Below are 17150 nucleotides of genomic sequence, written 5' to 3'. Positions count from 1 at the left end.
CCGCCGCGGACCGGGCACCGGGTGCAGCGCGGGCGTTGACAATATTCCTATACGCGCGGCCGGCCGCGGCTGCAAGAAGGAAGATCGGGGAGAAGGTATTCTCCCCGGACCCCTCATCTATTTCCATGAGTCGGCATTCGCCGCGCGGCGATGACAAACCCACAGAAAGGAAGGGAGGGGTTCGGGGAGGGAATACTTTTCCCTCCCCGACCTTTCTTGTTTTCTACCGCCCCCGCTCTGCGAAGGCTTTCCCCGGATCGCCGAACCGCATGCTCGGATGGCTCCGCGCATATTGCGGCGGGAAGGGCGCGGTCGCGCCCAGTGCCTCGGCCGCGTGCCAGGCCCAGCGCGGCTCCCACATCATCCCCCGCCCCAGCGCGATCAGTTCCGCCGCGCCGTCCTGCAGCGCCTGCTCGGCCAGGTCGGGCTCGTGCAGCAGGCCCACCGCCATGGCGGGCATCCCCGCCTCCTGCTGGATCCGCCGGGCGAAGGGCAGCTGGTAGCCCGGCCGCACCCGGATCGCCTGGGCCGGGGTGATCCCGCCGGAGGACGCCGTGACGTAGTCGCACCCCAGCGCCTTCAGCGCGACGGCGAAGGCGACGCTGTCGTCGGCATCCCAGCCGCCGGCGGCCCAGTCGGTCGCCGAGATCCGCACCCCGATCGGCTTGCCCGCCGGCCAGGCGGCGCGGACCGCGGCAAAGATCTCCAGCGGCCAGCGCATCCGTCCGGCGAGATCCCCGCCATAGGAATCGTTCCGCCGGTTGGCCAGCGGCGACAGGAAGCAGTTCAGCAGGTAGCCATGCGCCGCATGCAGTTCCAGCAGGTCGAAGTCCAGCGCGGCGGCGCGGCGGGCGGCGGCGACGAAATCCGCCTGGATCGCCGCCATCTCCCCGATGGTCAGCATCTGCGGCACCGGCCGCCCCGGATAGGCCAGGTCGCAGGAGGACACCGGCTGCCAGCCCCCGGCCTCGGGCGGCAGGCTTTCGTTGCCCTCCCAGGGCCGTTCGACCGAGCCCTTGCGCCCGGCATGCGCCAGCTGGATGCCGAGCGCCGCCTTGCTGTGATCGCGGCAGAACGCGACCACCGGCTGCAGCGCCTCGGCCTGGGCGTCGGTCCAAAGGCCGAGGCAACGGGTCGAGACCCGGCCGCGCGGCTCGACCGCCGTTGCCTCCATGATGACCAGGCCGGCGCCGGACACCGCCAGGTTGCCGACATGCATCAGGTGCCAGGGCGTGGCATGGCCTTCGGGGGTCGCCGAATACTGCGCCATGGGCGAGACGGCGATGCGGTTCGCCAGGGTCAGGTCCCGCATCATATAGGGCGCGAACAGCAACGCCGACATGGATCAGCTTTCCCCCAGATGGGGGGCTTGCCCGTCCGGCTGCCGTCCCGGCCTGCCGGCTCCTGCCCCCCTCAGGGGGGTGATTGTGGCGTTGTTCGCGCAGGGGGCAAGCCTCCCTGGGGCAGGATGCGTCCGGCTTCGCTCACGCATCCTGCGCTGGCGTCCGTCGGGCCGCGCGATCCAGGCTTCCCGGCGCATCCGCCGCAGGCCATCGCGCTCCTCTGCCGGGCCGCGCGATCCAGGCCTCTCGGCGCATCCGCCGCAGGCCATCGCGCTCCTCTGCCGGGTCGCGCGATTCAGGCCTCTCGGCGCATCCGCCTCAGGCCATCGCGCTCTACCCGAAGGCGCCCACCTCATGCGTGATGGCGGCGCCGCAGCCGCGCACCAGGGCGAAGAGCCGGGCCATCGGCTGGAAGATCGCCGCGTGCTCGCGGGCATAGCTCAGGCCTTCGCGCGCCGGCGCCGGCTCGTGGAAGTCGAGCCCGACCACCGCGCCGGGCGCGGCGGGGAAGATTTCCTCCAGCAGGGCCAGGACGGGTTCCACGTCCAGCTGCAGGACGCGCAGCACCATGGTCTCCCGCGTCGCGCCGTGGCGCGGGCTGAAATCCGGCAGCTCCACCGCCAGCAACCAGATGCGGTGGATCAGCGCCAACCGCAGCGCGTGCAGCAGCACCAGCCGGTCCGGCATCACCGGCAGCCCCGGCCAGGCATGGCGCAGCGAGAGGTGGTCTGCCTGCAGCCGGCGGAACAGCCGCCGGGTCGGCGCGTCGAGGTCGAGCCGGTCGACCGCCCCGGCGACGCCGAGCAGCGTCTCCCGCCGCCCCGGCCGGCGGGTGAAGCCGGCGCGGTCCAGCCAGGGGCCGGGGTCGAGCGTATCGACCACCGCCCGCAGCACGCCGATATCGGAACAGGCCGAGGCCCGCGCCGCCATCGCCAGCGCGCGGCGGAAGCGCGGCGAGCGCGCCAGCAGGTCCTGGAAGGCGTCCGGATTGGCCTCCGCCGCGATGCCGAGCCCATGCAGCGAATTCGCCATCCAGCCGAGCTGCTGCAGGATGGCGTTGTTCGGGATGGCGCGGAGCTGGGACGGATGGCTGATCCGCATCGGCCCGCCCATGCCGTCGCTCTGGCGGACTGCCGGCCGCGACCCGGTGCGGTCGAGCAGGCCGGGGCCGAAGGCGCCGAGCAGCGCGGCATAGCCGGGGTCGGCCACCAGCGCCTGCATCTCCCGCCTGACGGTTGCGAAGAAGTCGGCGACGTAGTCGGCCTCGGCATAGACCGGGTCGTCCACCGGGCCGACGGGGGCGAAGGCGTGCGCCGCGATGCCGGCGACGGTGGCGGCGGCCAGCTGCGGCGTGCCGAACAGCAGGTAGCCGTCGCCGCCCTGGAAGGCCATCTCCTCCCGCAGCTTGAGCCCGGCGCGGTCGAGCGCGGCGCGGGCCTGCGGCGGCGAGAGATAGGCCATGCGGTCGGCCAGGCTGTCCGGATGCCCGCCGCGGCCGACGCTCTCGCCATGGGTGTCGAATAGCACCACCTCGATGCCGTCCAGCTTGTGCCGGCGCAGCAGGTCGACCAGCCGCAGCTTCAGGCGCTCGGCCAGGTAGCTGGCGGCGAGCTGGCCGACATAGCGGCCGCTGTCGGAATAGCCGAATTGCAGGCAGATCCGGCCGTGCAGCCGCAGGTAGTCGCGGTAGTGGGGACTGCGCAGCGCCTCCTCCAGCACCCGCTCGCCGCGGTCGAGCGCCTCGGCCGTCTCGAACAGCGGGGAGAGCTCGATGGCGTGGTCGCAGCCGAAGCGCTTCGCCAGCCACAGAGCGGCCAGCAGGGTATAGCCGGTCTCGGTCTCGGCGATCAGGAAGCGGATGGGCGCCGAGCCATCCACATGCTTGGCGATCTGGGTGCAGACCAGCATCAGCCGGGCGGCCGAGGCCTGCTCGGCGATCAGCGCGCCGAAATCGACCGGCTGCGGGGTGACCTCGGCCAGCGCCGCGTTGATCGAGGCGAGCAGGCCGCGGCGCTGCGCCATGTCGTCGGCCGAGACCGCCAGCCCGAGCCGCTGGCGGACCGCGTTGTGCACCTGCGCCGCGTTCAGCCGGACATGGGTATGGGCCAGCGCCAGCCCATGCGCCGCGAGCCCGCCGCGGGCAACCGCCAGGGCGAGCCGCGTTGCGTCGTCGGGCGCGGCGGCGATGGCGGTGCGGAACAGCTCCAGCAACGGCTCGGTCGTGGTCAGCGCCTCGCCGCGGCGGTCGAGCATCACGGCCGCGAGCCGCTCCACCGCCTGCGGCTCGGGCTTCTCCGGCACCGCGGCGATCTGCGCCTCGACCGCGTCGCGTGCCGCGCCGATGCGGTCGGCCAGCGGCGCGGCAGCGTCGCCGAGCGGGGCCATCTGCGCCTGCAGGCGCTCCAGCTGCAGCCGCTTCATGGTCAGCCGCAGCCGCAGCGTGTCCCACCAGCCGATATCGGTGCGGCCATCGGTGTCGTAGCCGACCCAGGAGGCGAGGATGACCGGGCGCGGCACCAGCCCCGTCCAACGGTCGCCCCAGACGCCGCGGGCGGCGGCCAGCAGCGCGGCGGCGAGGCCGTCCAACGCATCGCGGCCGCGCTGGATGGCGGCGACGGCCTGGCGGAATTCCTCGGCGAGCGTCGGCGCGGTCGGACGGTGGACCATGCCCTCCGGCCAGGCGGCGCCACTGGCCGCCTGGGCCAGGGCCTGGTTGGTCGCATAGGGCAGCGAGAAGGTCGGGTGCGCGGTGAAGACCGCGGCGAAGCGCGGGGTCTCCACCAGGGCGCGGTAGCGCGCGAAGGGGATCGGGCTGTCCTCGGGGTCCGGCCGGACCAAGCGTTCCGCCAGTTCTGCCAGGCTCGGCGTGCCGCCATCGAGCCCGACATAGGCGGCGATCCGCCCGGCCCGGTCGGTGGCGGCGGCGTCGGACAGCCGCTGGACCATGGCGGCGAGGCCGTCGAGGTCCAGCACCCCGTCATCCATCCGCCGGCTGATGGCCAGCGCGATGAGCAGGACGGGATCGCCGAAGGGGTCCTGCGCGGCGGCGGCGCGGGCCTCCCGCAGGCGGGCCAGGAGTTCCTCGAGGGGGTCGGGGGTGATGTCCGGCATCCCCCCATGGTGCACGTGCGAAGGGATGCCGCGCCAGGGGGGAGTTAGGGGGGCAAAGGGCCGAAAGCGCGGCGGGCGGGGCCGCCCGCGCTTCCATTGCCGCGAATCCGGGCAGGCTGGGCAGAATCAGCGCTGGGCGATGCCGCCCGAGGCGCTCACCCGCCAGACCTTGTTGCCGACATCGTCGGCCACCAGCAGCCCGCCGCGGTGGTCCGGGGCGACGCCGACCGGGCGGCCCTGCGCCTTGCCGCCGGCGTCGAGAAAGCCGGTGAGCACGTCGACCGGCAGGCCGTTCGGCCGGCCCTCGGCGAAGGGGACGAAGACGACCTTGTAGCCGGAGGGCGGCTTGCGGTTCCAGGAACCGTGCTGGCCGACGAAGGCGCCCTCGGCATAGGGTGCCGGCAGCCCGCCCTGGCCCGGGGCGAAGGCCAGGCCAAGCGAGGCGGTATGCGGGCCGAGCGCGTAGTCGGGCGGGATCGCCTTGGCCACCATCGCCGGGTTGGCCGGCGGCCGGCTGTCCACGTGCTGGCCGTAGTAGCTCCAGGGCCAGCCGTAGAAGCCCCCGTCCTTCAACCCGGTCATGTAGTCCGGCACCAGGTCGCTGCCGAGCTCGTCTCGCTCGTTCACCGCGGTCCACAGGATCTTCGTCTTCGGCTCCCAGGCCAGGCCGACCGGGTTCCGGGTGCCGGTGGCGTAGAGCCGGTGGGCACCGGTCCGGGCATCCTCCTCCCAGACCGCGGCGCGCTCGTGCTCGGCCTCCAGCCCGTTCTCGGCGACGTTGCTGTTGGAGCCGACGGCAACGTAGAGCTTGCTGCCGTCCTCGCTGGCGATGACGTTCTTGGTCCAGTGATGGTTCAGCGGCCCGCCGGGCAGATCGGCGACCTTCTCGCCGGGCGCGGTGATGCGCGTGTCGCCGCCGCGGTAGGGAAAGCGCAGCAGGGCGTCGGTGTTGGCAACATACAGCGCATCGCCGACCAGGGCCATGCCGTAGGGCGAGTTGAGGTTCTCCAGCAGCGGCGAGCGCGTCTCGGCGCGGCCGTCGCCGTCGGCGTCGCGCAGCAGGGTGATGCGGTTGGCGCTCTCGGTCTTGGCGCCGGCCCGGCTCATGATGAGGCCCTGCACCCAGGCCTTGATGCCCTTGTTGTCGTCGGGCCGTTTCGGGGCGTTGCTCTCGGCCACCAGCACGTCGCCGTTCGGCAGCACGAGGAGCTGGCGCGGATGGTCCAGCCCCTCGGCGAAGGCGGCGACGCGCAGGCCGTCGCCCGGCTGCGGTGTCGCGCCCTCGGCCCAGCCGCGGGCCGGGGCGACGTTGACGGTGGGGATCAGGCTCGATACCGGAGGCGGCAGCTTGGGCGACGGCCCCTGCCCTTCGGCGACGGTATGCTTCGCCTCGTCGCCACAGGCGGCCAGGGCGAGGAGGAGGAGAAGCGCGGCGGAGTGGCGGGGCATGCGGGGTCCTGCGTGAAGCCGTGGGCTCAACGCAGGAGACGCCCGCCGGTGCCCCGCCGGGGACTCAGCCGGCCATGGCCCGCAGCGCGGCGCAGATGCGGTCCACCTGCGCATCGTCGAGTTCCGGGTACATCGGCAGGCTGAACACCTCGGCGGCGGCGCGGGCCGTCTCGGCGCAGCCGGCGGGGCCCAGCGCGACGCGGCCCTCATAGGCCGATTGCAGGTGCACCGGCGCCGGGTAGTGGACGCCGGTGCCCACGCCTTCCGCCTTCAGCCGGGCCATGAATTCGGCCCGGCGGGAGCTGCGCAGGACATACTGGTGGAAGACGTGCTCGGCATCGGCGCGGCGGACCGGCGGCGCCAGCGGGCCGCCCTCCAGCGCCGCGTCGTAGCGCGCGGCGATCGCCCGGCGGCGGGCATTGCCGGCATCGAGCGCGGTCAGCTTGACCCGCAGGATCGCCGCCTGGATCTCGTCGAGCCGGCTGTTCACCCCGACCATCGAGGAGATGTAGCGCTCCTTCCAGCCATACTGGCGGATCGCGCCGATGCGGTCGGCCAGCTCGAAGTCGTCGGTCGCCAGCACGCCGCCATCGCCCAGCGCGCCGAGGTTCTTGGTGGGGTAGAGCGAGAAGGCCGAGGCCGCGCCCAGCGTGCCGAGCTTGCGCCCGTGCAGGGTCGCGCCATGCGCCTGGGCGCAATCCTCGATCAAGGCGACGCCGTGCTCGGCGCAGGCGGCCAGCATCGGGTCCAGCTCGCAGGCCTGGCCGTAGAGGTGCACGGCGATGACGGCGCGGATCGGCGGCAGGCCGGGCGGCGGGTCGCCCAGCACGGCGGCCAGCTCCTCCGCGTCCATGGTGTAGGTGTCGGGGTCGATGTCGAGCAGCAGCGGCGTGGCGCCGGCCATCTCGATCGCGGCGACGGTGGCGACCGCGGTGTGCGAGACGGTGACCACCGTCGCGCCCTCCCCGATGCCCAGGCCGCGCAGGATCAGCGCCAGGGCGTCGGTGCCGTTGGCGCAGCCGACCGCGCGGGTGGTGCCGAGCCAGGCGGCGTATTCCTGCTCGAAGGCCTCGCCCTCCTTGCCGAGGATGTACCAGCCGGAGGCCAGCGCGCGGGCGACCGCGGCGTCGATCTCGGCCTTCTGCGCCAGGTAGCCGGCGCCCGGATTGGCCTGCGGGATCATGGTGGTGGTGGCGTTCATGGCTGTCGGGTCCCGGGGAGCGTTCAGGTGTAGTCGGCGAGGCGCGAGCGGTACCACTCGAGCGAGCGGGCCAGGCCTTCGTCCAGCCCGACCAGCGGCTCCCAGCCCGTCGCGGCGCGGAAGGCGCGGTCATCGGCGTGGTAGCTGCCGATGTCGATCGGCGCACGGTCGGCGGGGAAGGACTTCACCGCATAATGGCCGGCGCCGCCATTGGCGGCGATCAGCCGGTCGGCGAGCTCGATCAGCGAGGCGGGCGGCGAGCCGCCGAGGTTGAAGACCCGGCCGGCGACATCCGGCTTCGTCGCCTGCTCGGCGGCCAGCAGGAAGGCGCGGACGACGTCATCCACGTAGGTCATGTCGCGGAGCTGCTCGCCGCCCCAGACCTCGAAGCCCTCGCCCTTCAGGACCTGGCGGATCCAGATCCCGAGGAAGGTCTGCCGCGCGTCGCGGATGCGCAGGCGGGGCCCATAGCAATTGGTCAGCCGCAGCGACACGACCGGGCGGTGCAGCACGCGCTGCTCCAGCAGCCAGTACTGCTCGCCGGCGAATTTGGAGACGCCGTTGGCGTCCGGCGGCTGCACCGGGTGGAATTCGTCGACCGGCAGGCGGACCGGCCGGCCATAGAACTGCCGGGTCGAGGCATGCACCACGGTCGCCTCCGGCGCCGCGTCGCGCAGCGTCTGGATCAGCCGTACCTGGGCCACGGCATTGATGGCGATGTCGGCCACCGGGTCGCGCTGGCCGCCCATGTGGCTGGTCTGCGCCGCCATGTTGAAGACCACGTCCACATCCTGGGCGAGCGAATGCAGCTCTGCATCACGGATGTCGCCGCGCACCAGCAGCACCGAGGCCCCTTCGAGGTTGGCGATGTTGGCACCGCCATCCTCCATCATCGCGTCGAGCGCGGTGACCCGGGCGCCGACCGCTGCCAGCCGGTGGCAGAGCGCGCTGCCGAGGAAGCCGGCGCCCCCGGTCACGAGCACGCGCTTGCCGCGCCAGAAGGCGGCCCGTTCCGCGTCGGTCATAAATCCTGCATCCTCATTCCTGCCGCGCCAGCCCGGCGGCATCCCACGTCGCTGTGGCCACGCCGCATGAGATCGCCCGGGATTGCGGCGGAAGCACGCCTAGTCCCCGGCGACGCCAGGGCGCCGCACCTGCGGTGCAACATGCGGCAGATGGGGGGCATCCGTGTAATGATGAGTGCGAGAGGCGGGAGGTCCTTCCACCTGCGCGTCATTTTGACCGGCGCGGGCCGGCGCGTCCGGCCCCCCGGCGCGGCTGCCGCGCATGATCTCGTAGAAGCCGAACAGCAGCAGCAACTGGGCGAACAGCATCTGGATGCTGGCCAGCACGCGGATGCCGTCATCGACCGGCTGGATGTCGCCGTAGCCGACCGAGGACAGCGTCACGACGCTGAAATGCAGCGCGTCCGAGAAGTCGATGCGGAGCGGCCCGGCCGGGCCGTGGAACAGCGGCCCGGCGGAAAGCCCGTCGGCGATCCGGTAGATCGACCCGAAGATCACCACCAGCAGCGCCCAGATGCTGGAGAAGGCGGCGATCGGCACGGCGAGGCGGGACAGCCGCAGGGTCACCGCGCGGAAGATCACCGCCATGTCCACCAGCAGCCGCACCACGTCGGCCACCGCGATCACGCTGATGAGGGCAATGGCCGCCATGGCGAGCAGCAGCGCCACCCCCTGCCCGGTCGGGTCCAGCCGGTTGATCGGCGTCGCCAGCGAGACCACCCCGACCGCGCCGGTCGCCACCAGCCAGCGCGCGAAGCGCGGCAGATGGGTGAGGTCCGCCGGCTCCTCCCCCTGCGCCCAGCCGCGCAGCAGCAGGCGCCGGTGCCAGCAGGCGACCACGAAGGCGAGGACCGGCAGGACGAAGCCGATGCCCCGCGCCCAGTCCGGCGCCCCGGGGAAGCCGGCCCGGCCCAGCACGGCATAGAGGCAGGCATACATCGCCAGGCCATTGGCCGCGCCGAGCGCGAATTGCGGCCCATGCGGGAAGACCAGATACAGCAGCCCCATCGCCGCCGCGGCCCCGCCCAGCACCACCAGGGGGAAGGCGCCGCCACGGTCGGCGATGCCGCCGGCGACCAGCAGCATCAGCGCGAAGGACATCGCCAGCGCCTTGGCGAAGCCCTTGGGCGGCCGGCCCGGTCCGGTGCGGCGCGGCAGGATCATGCCGGCGGCAGGGCGGCGGTCCCGGTGATCTCGACCTTCCAGGCCGGATCGACCAGCGGCGCCTGGATGGTCATCCGTGCCGGCTTGGCCGTCGGGTCCAGCCAGCGGTCCCAGGCGCGGTTCATCGCCGGCGCATCGCGGATATCGGCCAGCACCACGGTGACGCTGAGCAGCCCGGCCTTCGAGGTCCCCGCCGCGGCCAGCAGCGCATCGATCTGGGCCAGGATGTCGGCGGTCTGGCCCTCGGCATCCAGGCTGGCGTCGTCGGCCACCTGGCCGGCGAGCCAGACCACCCCGCCATGCACCACCGCGCCGGAAAGCCGCGCCTCCTCAGCAAGCCGCCGGATCGTCATCGCCACCCTCCCGTCGCTTCCCCTTGCCGTGGTGATAGCCTGCCGCGGGCGGCGGGCCACCCCCCGCATCGCCGCCCTTGCCGCCCGGCAGCCCGGCCGGCCATACCGGACGCGTCGCGATTCCGGGACCCATCCATGCTGCCGCTGCTCGCCCGCGTCATCCTCGCCAGCCGCTACCTGCTGGCCTTCTTCTTCCTCGGGCTGGTGGCCTCGCTCGGCCTCTATGCCATCCGCTTCGCGGCCAAGCTGTGGAAGCTGGCGCAGGGCGTGACCGAGATGGCGGAGGACGATTTCCTCATCGCCGTGCTGCACCTGGTGGATGCGGCGCTGATCGCCTCGCTGGTGGTCATCGTGGCGCTGGCAAGCTTCGACAGCCTGGTCGGCCGGCTGAACCGGGACGAGGCCGACGACGACCTGCGCTGGGTCTCCGCCACGGACCATTCGAACCTGAAGATCAAGGTGGCGACGGCGATCGTCGCGATCTCCTCGATCCACCTGCTGCAGGTCTTCCTGAAGGTGGAGAGCTACCCGGAGGCCGCGGTCTTCTGGCAGGTGGTGATCCACATGGTCTTCGTCGTCGGCGCGGTCCTGCTGGGGCTGCAGGACTGGATCGGGCGCCTGGGGAAGAATGCGGGGAAGCCGAAATAGCCAGGGCGCTTCCGCCGGGCAGGCCTCAGGCCGCAGGCGCGACCTCGTCCAGCGGCTCGGGCAGCAGGATCTCGATCCGCACCCGCGGCCGCTGGAAGGCGGGAACGAGGGCGACGACGCGCAGCACCGCCGTCTCGGGCTCGACGCCCAGGCTGGTCAGGGCCTCCTCGTCCTCCCGCGGCAGCCAGCCGAGCGCGGCGCCGGCCTCGGTCAGGATCTCGACCGAGAAGCCGCGCACCGGCTTGGCGACCCGGCGCAGGCGCAGCGGCAGGCCGATGCGCAGCTGGGCGAGCGCCGCCGGCATCGCGCGGTCGCCGACCCCGCTGATGAAGCTGTGCAGCGCCGGCTGCATGGGGCCGTCCGGCGCACGTGTGACTGACATGGGTGTTTTCCGTTCAGGCCGTGAGAGGCGCTGCAGAGAAGGTAGCCTGGTCGCCTGCCGGGCCTTGCCCGGCCGGGCTCATCCATCCACCGTCCACGCTGCCCCTCCCCTCGCCGGCCATCGGCCGGTCCGTTTTGTCTTATTGCCGCACCAAAGCGTGCTTCTGCCGCATCGGCGACAGGGACTCCGGCAGCACAGAACGCCACCGGGCGAAAAGGTACACCTCAAACTATGGCGATTCCGTTGCCAAACGGAGGCGGCTGCAATGCAGTGTGCGCGTCCCTAGATGCGAAGCCATGGAAAGCCCCCCGATCCGCGTGAACCGCGCCCCTGTCCTGACCCTCTGGGCCGCCGTGGTGGCGGAACGGCTGGGCCACCCGCCGGACACCGCGCTGAGCCTGGCCAGCGCGGTCGCCGGCACCGCCGCCCGGGCCAAGGCCAGGCGGCTTGGCCTGGCGGAGGAGCACCACGGTGATGCCCCCGCGCCGCCGCCGCGGCAGACCGTGCGGTTGCTGGGCCGGGAGGTTCCGGTGACCGAAACGGCGGAGGGGCTGCTGGCGGCGGACCCCGACGGCAAGCCGGCCAGGCCGGCCGCGGTCAAGGCCTATGTCACCCGGGCCTTCGGCGAGCGGCTGGCGGAGGTGCGGGCAGCGATGGAGGGCCTCGCCGCCGGGCTGGCGCCGGAGGAACTGAACCGCACCGGCTTCCGGCTGTATGAGGGCTTCCGGCCGGAGGTGCCGGCGGACGTGACCGGCTGGGGCGCCAAGGGGATGCTTGCGCTGGAGCGGATCCGCCAGGCCGCGGACTGATGCAGGGCAAGGCCGGGGAGAAGGTGGCCTCCCCCTCCCCCCTCAACTCCTTCCGCGCGTTGGCGCCGGCCGCGCGGCGAATGCCCAACCCACGAAAGACAATGGCCGGGCCTGGGAAGGAAATCCCTCCCTCTCCAACACCGCGCGTCAATCCCCCGCCGCCAGCCGCCGTGCCGCGGCCTGCTGCTCGTCCACCCAGGCACTGTGGTGTTCCCGCGCATAGTTGACGTCGACCCGGCCGGTGGACATCGTCTCGAAGGCGCCTTCGGTGCCGATGGTGCCGACATAGATGTGCCCAAGGATCACCGCGATGAGCAGCATCGCCATGACGCCATGGACCAGATGCGCCAGTTGCTGGTCGGTGATGTTGTCGAGCAAGGCGGGGGCCATCAGCAGGTAGCCGCTGACCGCCACCAGCGCGCCGCCGCCGACCTGGAACCAGAACAGCGCCTTCTGCGCCGCATTGAACCGCCCCGCCGGCGGATGCCCCTTGGCCAGCGGTCCGCCCGCCTTGACCCAGGCGACATCCACCCGCCGTGGCCAGTTGTCCCGCGCCCAGGCCGCCAGCATGCCGGCCAGGCCGACGACGAAGGCGAAGGAGACGTACTGGTGCGCCGCCTGGCCCCACCAGGTGACCGCGGTGAAGGCCTCCGGCCCGATCACCGGTCGCAGCACGTAGACGCCGAAGGTGATGTTCAGCCCGGTGAGCGCAAGGATGATGAAGCTGCTGGCGACCATCCAGTGGTTGAACCGCTCCAGCCAATTATAGCGGGCCATGCTGCGGCCGGACCGGCCGGATTCGATCGGCGTCGGCCCTTTCCAGAGGAACAGCCCGGCCAACAGCGCGACGGTGCCGAGCACGACGACCGCGCCGGCGATGGTCAGCACCGTGGTGCGCCAGGTCCGCCAGTCGCGCCCGACCGGCTGGATCAGGATGCCGGCGGACTGGTTGGGGATGGTCACCGTGCCGCGCAGCACGCCGAGCTGGCGGGCCATCTCCTGCTCGACCTCGGCCGCGTCCGGGCGGCCGCGGGAGGCGAAGGGCGGCGCCGGGACGATGGGCTCGACCGGGACGGCCGGGCGCGGCGCGACGCCCTGCGGCGCGGGACTGCGCTCCTGGCCGGTGTCGGAGGACTGCTCGGTACTCGTCGGCTGCTGGCTGTTGTTGGTGCCGCCGCGGCCGGCGCCGACCTCGGGCGCGGCGGATTGCACCTCCGGCGCGCCGGCCGCCGGTTGGGCCATGGTGCTGCCGCCGGACAAGGACAGGGCGATGGCGAGGGCGGCGGCGGGAAAGCCGGTCATACCGTCAGCTCCTGCTTGTAGGCGGTGCGCCAGCCCCAGGCGCCGGAGCCGTAGCCGCGCTGCTGCACCCGCTCGCGGTAGATGCTGGCGATGATGTCGCCATCACCCGCGAGCAGCGCCTTGGTCGAGCACATCTCGGCGCAGAGCGGCAGCTTGCCCTCGGCGATGCGGTTGCTGCCGTACTGCAAATACTCGACCGGCGTGTTGTCCTGCTGCGGCCCGCCGGCGCAGTAGGTGCACTTGTCCATCTTGCCGCGCCCGCCGAAATTGCCGACCTTCGGGTATTGCGGCGCGCCGAAGGGGCAGGCGTAGAAGCAGTAGCCGCAGCCGATGCACAGGTCCTTGTCGTGCAGCACGATGGCGTCCGCCGTGGTGTAGAAGCAGTCCACCGGGCAGACCGCGGCGCAGGGCGCGTCGGTGCAGTGCATGCAGGCCATGGAGATCGAGCGCTCCCCCGGCTTGCCGTCGTTGATGGTGACGACGCGGCGGCGGTTGATGCCCCAGGGCACCTCGTGCTCGTTCTTGCAGGCGGTGACGCAGGCGTTGCATTCGATGCAGCGATCCGAATCACAGAGGAACTTCATCCGCGCCATCAGCGTGCCTCCCCGCGGGAATGGCAGCGATTCACGTTCCGGGCCATGCGGCCCTCCACGATCGCAGCCATCATGCCCCCCTGATCTGACAGAGCGTCACCTTGGTTTCCTGCATGAAGGTGACCGGGTCGTAGCCATAGGTGGTGATGGTGTTGGCGCTTTCGCCCAGCACGTAGGGGTCGGTGCCGGGCGGGTAGAACTTCCGCCGGTCCTCGCCCTGCCACCAGCCGCCGAAGTGGTAGGGCACGAAGGCGACGCCGGGGCCGACCCGGTCGGTGATCATCGCCTTCACCTTGATCCGGCTGTTGCTCTCCGGCCCCAGCACCCAGACGAACTGGCCGTTGACGACGCCGCGTGCCGTCGCGTCGGCCGGGTTGATCTCGATGAACATGTCCTGCTGCAATTCGGCCAGCCAGGGGTTGGACCGGGTCTCCTCGCCGCCGCCCTCGTATTCCACCAGCCGGCCGGAGGTGAGGATGATCGGGAAGTCGCGTGCCACCTGGTGCGAGCGCATCTGCACCGAGAGCCCGAGATGCGGCACCCGGAAGCCGCGGCGGTCGCGCAGCGTCGGGTAGGTGCCGGTGGGCGCCTCGGCCTTGGGGTCGGCCGCCATCGCCGCGGCCTGGTCGGGGGTCGGGATCAGGTCGAGCCGCGGGGTGTAGATCGGCTCGCGGTGCATCGGCACCGGGTCGGGCAGGTTCCAGGCCACGGCGCGGGCCTTGGCGTTGCCGTAGGGCACGCAGCCATGGTCCATCGCCACCCGGATGATCCCGGCCGACAGGTCGGTGGACCACGACACGCGGTCGATGTTCTCGCCGCCGACGCGGGCGATGCTCTCCTTCTCCCGCGCCGTCAGCTCGTCGAACCAGCCGAGCCGCTTGAGCACGGCGACGGTGAATTCCGGGTAGCCGCCCTCGATCTCCGAGCCCTTGGTCCAGGACCCCTCGGCCAGCAGCGTCTCCCCGTTCCGTTCCACGCCGAAGCGGGCGCGGAAGGTGCCGCCGCCCTCCTTCACGTGCAGGGAAGTATCGTACAGGATGTGGGTGCCCGGATGCTTCATCTCGGGCGTCCCCCAGCAGGGCCAGGGCAGGCCATAGACCTCGCCCTCCACCGGCGAGCCCTTGGCGCCGCGCAGCGTGGTGATGTCGAAATGCTGCTGGTTGGCCATGTGGTGCTTCAAGCGCTCGGGCGATTGGCCGGTATAGCCCAGCGCCCAGGTGCCGCGGTTGATCTCGCGCAGGATGTCCTCGACCACGACGACGCCGTCGTTGACCTTGATGTTCTTGAACATCTCCTCGGCGAAGCCCAAGCGCCTGGCCAGGTCGTACATCACGTCGTAGTCGTTGCGGCTCTCGAAGATCGGCGACACCACCTGCTCGCCCCATTGCAGGGATCGGTTGGAGGCGGTGCGGCTGCCGACCGTCTCGAAATTGGTGCAGATCGGCAACAGGTAGGTTCCGTCGCGGCGGTCGGAGATCTGCGCGTAGGTGGTCGGATGCGGATCGCAGACCACGATGAGCTCCAGCTGCTCCATCGCCTTCACCGCTTCCGGCATGCGGGTGACGGTATTGCCGCCATGCCCCATGACGAAGATGGCCTTGCAGTTCGACGGCTGGTCCACCTCGCCGCGCGGCAGCACCACGCTGTCGAACCAGCGGGTGCTGGGGATACCGGGCATCTCCATCAGCTTCTTGCTGTGGAAGCGGCCGACCATCCAGTCGTAGTCGACCTGCCAGACCCAGCACCAATGCCGCCAGGCGGCGTCGTCCAGGCCGTAATAGGCCGGCAGGGTCGAGACATCGAGGCCCATGTCCGTCGCGCCTTGCACGTTGGTATGGCCGCGGAAGATATTGGCCCCGGTGCCGGCCGAGCCGACATTGCCGGTCGCCATGCACAGGATGCTGAAGGCCCGCACGTTGGCGGTGCCCACCGTCTTCTGGGTCGCGCCCATGCACCAGATCAGGGTGCTGGGCTTCTGCGTGGCGAAGACCTGCGCCATGCGCTTGAGCTGCGCCTCGGGCACGCCGGCCACCCGCTCCACCTCGGCCGGCGGCCATTTGGTCACCTCGCGGCGGATCTCATCCATGCCATGGACCCGCTGGGCGATGAATTCCTTGTCCTCCCAGCCATTCTGGAAGATGTGCCACAGCATCCCCCAGATGATCGGGATGTCGGTGCCCGGGCGGATGCGGACGTAATCCGTCGCATGCGCCGCGGTGCGGGTGAAGCGCGGGTCGACGACGAAGAAGTTGGACCGGTTCAGCTCCCGCCCCGCCAGCATGTGCTGGGTGGCGATGGGGTGGGATTCCGCCGGGTTGCCGCCCATGACGATCATCGTCCTGGAATTGCGGATGTCGTTGTAGCTGTTGGTCTGCGCGCCGTAGCCGAAGGTGTTGGCGACGCCAGCGACCGTGGTGGAATGGCAGATGCGCGCCTGGTGGTCGGTGTTGTTGGTGCCCCAGAAGGCGCCGAACTTGCGGAACAGGTAGGCCGCCTCGTTGGTGAACTTGGCCGAGCCCAGCCAGAACACCGCCTCCGGCGTCGAGCGCTGGCGGATCTCCAGCAGCTTGGCGGCGATCTCCGACATCGCCTGGTCCCAGGACAGCCGTTGCCACTCGCCGCCGACCAGCTTCATCGGATATTTCAGCCGCCGGCCGCCATGCACCAGCTCGCGCACCGAGGCGCCCTTGGCGCAGTGGGTGCCGCGGTTGATCGGCGATTCGAAGGCCGGCTCCTGGCCGGTCCAGACGCCGTTCTGCACCTCGGCGATGACGCTGCAGCCGACCGAGCAATGGGTGCAGACATTCTTGATCCGTCTGGCCGGGACGCTGCGGTCCATCGCCTCGGCGACCGGCGACTGCGCCTGCGCCAGCCGCGGCGGCAGCGCGCCGAGCGCCGCCAGCCCGGCCCCGCCCAGCCCCGCCTGCCTGAGGAAGCCGCGGCGGTCGGTGCCGCTGGCCGAGAGACCCTGGTAGGTCTCCGCCAGCCGTCGCCGGCCCGCCTGCGCGTCATTGCGCCGGATCAGCATCGCGTCGGGCCCTCAGTAACGGTTGGTGCGGTAGAAATCCCGCACATGGTCGGTTTCGCGGTAGCGCGGGGTGCGCCGCGCGCGCTCGCCCTCCTTCCGCGGCGCAAGCCCGCCGGTGCCGCCATCCGCCTCGATCGCCGCGGCCGGGGCGGCAACGGCGGCGAGGCCCAGGCCGCCGAGGAAGCGGCGGCGCGCCTGTGCCTTGTCGTCACGATCGTCCCGCATGGCCTGCCCACTCCCACCCAAACGCGCAGCGGCAACGCGGCACGCGGTGGCGGGATGCCGGAGCAGCCACGGATTTATCCGGGCAACCGTGCGGCGGCAGGCGGCGTTGCCACGGCACCCCGCCATCCAGGCCTGCCATTCAAGGAATGTCCCGTCATGCCGGCGCCCGCCCGACTCGCGCTCGTCCTGCTGTTGGGGCTGGCGGCGCCGCTCGCCGCCGCGGCCCAGGGCACCGCCCCCGGCCAAGGGGTGACGACGCCGATTCCGCAAGGCGCCCCGCCGGCGCAGCCGCCGGCACCGCGCCCGTCCGACCTCAGCGACGGCCGGCCGAAGCAGGATCCGGGGGGCGGTGCGGCCAGCACCGCGCCGGGGTCGACCTCGAGCCTGCCGCTGCCGCTGCCCGGTCAGGCCGACCCGCCGGGAAAGCAGTAAGCGCCGGCCGCTTGGCCTAGGCGATGAATACAAAAAAAGTTACAAGTCTCGGCACATGACGCAAATCTCGGCAAAAATAACTCAT

Annotated in this window: 15 protein-coding genes; 3 read left to right on the top strand and 12 right to left on the bottom strand. The window is 71.7% G+C overall.

The genetic code is table 11. The features are described from left to right. Window positions 1-223: 223 nt before the first annotated feature. From ACFQS7_RS21985 to ACFQS7_RS21955, 7 genes are all read right to left on the bottom strand, one after another. Window positions 224-1342 carry an NADH:flavin oxidoreductase/NADH oxidase gene (locus ACFQS7_RS21985; protein WP_380069282.1) on the bottom strand — a complete coding sequence of 373 codons (1119 nt, stop codon included), beginning with the start codon at window positions 1340-1342 and terminating at the stop codon, window positions 224-226. 334 nt (window positions 1343-1676) lie between these two features. Continuing rightward, window positions 1677-4454, bottom strand: coding sequence for a phosphoenolpyruvate carboxylase (locus tag ACFQS7_RS21980; protein ID WP_380069281.1), 2778 nt, complete (start codon window positions 4452-4454; stop codon window positions 1677-1679). A gap of 126 nt (window positions 4455-4580) precedes the next feature. Beyond that, window positions 4581-5903, bottom strand: coding sequence for a PQQ-dependent sugar dehydrogenase (locus ACFQS7_RS21975; protein WP_380069280.1), 1323 nt, complete (start codon window positions 5901-5903; stop codon window positions 4581-4583). Between the two features lie 64 nt (window positions 5904-5967). Next, a complete protein-coding gene (locus ACFQS7_RS21970; RefSeq protein WP_380069279.1) occupies window positions 5968-7104 on the bottom strand; it encodes a DegT/DnrJ/EryC1/StrS family aminotransferase in 1137 nt (378 codons plus the stop codon). 23 nt (window positions 7105-7127) lie between these two features. Next, window positions 7128-8129, bottom strand: coding sequence for an NAD-dependent epimerase/dehydratase family protein (locus ACFQS7_RS21965; RefSeq protein WP_380069278.1), 1002 nt, complete (start codon window positions 8127-8129; stop codon window positions 7128-7130). 99 nt (window positions 8130-8228) lie between these two features. Further along, entirely contained in the window at window positions 8229-9293 is a 1065-nt protein-coding gene (locus tag ACFQS7_RS21960) for a potassium channel family protein (protein WP_380069277.1), read from the bottom strand. Further along, a complete protein-coding gene (locus ACFQS7_RS21955) occupies window positions 9290-9646 on the bottom strand; it encodes a RidA family protein (protein WP_380069276.1) in 357 nt (118 codons plus the stop codon). Before ACFQS7_RS21955 ends, ACFQS7_RS21960 begins: the two co-directional genes overlap by 4 nt. Window positions 9647-9781: 135 nt before the next feature. On the opposite strand from ACFQS7_RS21955, the gene ACFQS7_RS21950 reads away from it, so the two are divergent. Beyond that, window positions 9782-10294: a TIGR00645 family protein gene (locus tag ACFQS7_RS21950; protein WP_380069275.1), complete on the top strand. Its 513-nt coding sequence runs from the start codon at window positions 9782-9784 to the stop codon at window positions 10292-10294. Between the two features lie 25 nt (window positions 10295-10319). Here the strand turns inward: ACFQS7_RS21950 and ACFQS7_RS21945 are convergent, their stop codons facing one another. Further along, window positions 10320-10676: a hypothetical protein gene (locus ACFQS7_RS21945; RefSeq protein ID WP_380069274.1), complete on the bottom strand. Its 357-nt coding sequence runs from the start codon at window positions 10674-10676 to the stop codon at window positions 10320-10322. Between the two features lie 296 nt (window positions 10677-10972). On the opposite strand from ACFQS7_RS21945, the gene ACFQS7_RS21940 reads away from it, so the two are divergent. Continuing rightward, on the top strand, window positions 10973-11485 hold the full coding sequence (locus tag ACFQS7_RS21940; protein WP_380069273.1) for a hypothetical protein: 513 nt from the start codon (window positions 10973-10975) through the stop codon (window positions 11483-11485). 147 nt (window positions 11486-11632) lie between these two features. On the opposite strand, the gene ACFQS7_RS21935 is transcribed toward ACFQS7_RS21940, so the two are convergent. The 4 genes from ACFQS7_RS21935 to ACFQS7_RS21920 all read right to left on the bottom strand — a co-directional run bounded on the left by ACFQS7_RS21935 (window position 11633) and on the right by ACFQS7_RS21920 (window position 16633). Continuing rightward, window positions 11633-12787, bottom strand: coding sequence for a formate dehydrogenase subunit gamma (locus tag ACFQS7_RS21935; protein ID WP_380069272.1), 1155 nt, complete (start codon window positions 12785-12787; stop codon window positions 11633-11635). Further along, entirely contained in the window at window positions 12784-13380 is a 597-nt protein-coding gene (gene fdh3B, locus ACFQS7_RS21930) for a formate dehydrogenase FDH3 subunit beta (RefSeq protein WP_380069271.1), read from the bottom strand. Before fdh3B ends, ACFQS7_RS21935 begins: the two co-directional genes overlap by 4 nt. 70 nt (window positions 13381-13450) lie before the next feature. After that, window positions 13451-16408 carry a formate dehydrogenase subunit alpha gene (locus ACFQS7_RS21925; protein WP_380069270.1) on the bottom strand — a complete coding sequence of 986 codons (2958 nt, stop codon included), beginning with the start codon at window positions 16406-16408 and terminating at the stop codon, window positions 13451-13453. A gap of 12 nt (window positions 16409-16420) precedes the next feature. Then, window positions 16421-16633 (bottom strand): hypothetical protein, encoded by a 213-nt coding sequence (locus tag ACFQS7_RS21920; RefSeq protein WP_380069269.1) that lies wholly within the window; start codon window positions 16631-16633, stop codon window positions 16421-16423. A gap of 156 nt (window positions 16634-16789) precedes the next feature. Here ACFQS7_RS21920 and ACFQS7_RS21915 point away from each other — a divergent pair, with 156 nt between their 5' ends. Then, complete coding sequence (locus ACFQS7_RS21915; RefSeq protein ID WP_380069268.1) at window positions 16790-17065, top strand: hypothetical protein; 276 nt, start codon at window positions 16790-16792, stop codon at window positions 17063-17065. Window positions 17066-17150: the final 85 nt, after the last annotated feature.

Source organism: Dankookia sp. GCM10030260 (assembly GCF_042666655.1).
In the GTDB taxonomy this organism is placed as follows: domain Bacteria; phylum Pseudomonadota; class Alphaproteobacteria; order Acetobacterales; family Acetobacteraceae; genus Paracraurococcus.
Note: the sequence above shows the minus strand (reverse complement) of the source record. Positions and strands in the feature narration are given on the sequence as shown.

Excerpts from the sequence above, each read along its gene's own strand:
- ACFQS7_RS21940 (WP_380069273.1), top strand. The coding sequence starts at position 10,973 with ATGGAAAGCCCCCCGATCCGCGTGAACCGCGCCCCTGTCCTGACCCTC.
- ACFQS7_RS21985 (WP_380069282.1), bottom strand. The coding sequence starts at position 1,342 with ATGTCGGCGTTGCTGTTCGCGCCCTATATGATGCGGGACCTGACCCTG.
- ACFQS7_RS21980 (WP_380069281.1), bottom strand. The coding sequence starts at position 4,454 with ATGCCGGACATCACCCCCGACCCCCTCGAGGAACTCCTGGCCCGCCTG.
- ACFQS7_RS21920 (WP_380069269.1), bottom strand. The coding sequence starts at position 16,633 with ATGCGGGACGATCGTGACGACAAGGCACAGGCGCGCCGCCGCTTCCTC.
- ACFQS7_RS21925 (WP_380069270.1), bottom strand. The coding sequence starts at position 16,408 with ATGCTGATCCGGCGCAATGACGCGCAGGCGGGCCGGCGACGGCTGGCG.
- ACFQS7_RS21965 (WP_380069278.1), bottom strand. The coding sequence starts at position 8,129 with ATGACCGACGCGGAACGGGCCGCCTTCTGGCGCGGCAAGCGCGTGCTC.
- ACFQS7_RS21950 (WP_380069275.1), top strand. The coding sequence starts at position 9,782 with ATGCTGCCGCTGCTCGCCCGCGTCATCCTCGCCAGCCGCTACCTGCTG.
- ACFQS7_RS21970 (WP_380069279.1), bottom strand. The coding sequence starts at position 7,104 with ATGAACGCCACCACCACCATGATCCCGCAGGCCAATCCGGGCGCCGGC.
- ACFQS7_RS21960 (WP_380069277.1), bottom strand. The coding sequence starts at position 9,293 with ATGATCCTGCCGCGCCGCACCGGACCGGGCCGGCCGCCCAAGGGCTTC.
- ACFQS7_RS21935 (WP_380069272.1), bottom strand. The coding sequence starts at position 12,787 with ATGACCGGCTTTCCCGCCGCCGCCCTCGCCATCGCCCTGTCCTTGTCC.
- fdh3B (WP_380069271.1), bottom strand. The coding sequence starts at position 13,380 with ATGGCGCGGATGAAGTTCCTCTGTGATTCGGATCGCTGCATCGAATGC.
- ACFQS7_RS21945 (WP_380069274.1), bottom strand. The coding sequence starts at position 10,676 with ATGTCAGTCACACGTGCGCCGGACGGCCCCATGCAGCCGGCGCTGCAC.
- ACFQS7_RS21915 (WP_380069268.1), top strand. The coding sequence starts at position 16,790 with ATGCCGGCGCCCGCCCGACTCGCGCTCGTCCTGCTGTTGGGGCTGGCG.
- ACFQS7_RS21955 (WP_380069276.1), bottom strand. The coding sequence starts at position 9,646 with ATGACGATCCGGCGGCTTGCTGAGGAGGCGCGGCTTTCCGGCGCGGTG.
- ACFQS7_RS21975 (WP_380069280.1), bottom strand. The coding sequence starts at position 5,903 with ATGCCCCGCCACTCCGCCGCGCTTCTCCTCCTCCTCGCCCTGGCCGCC.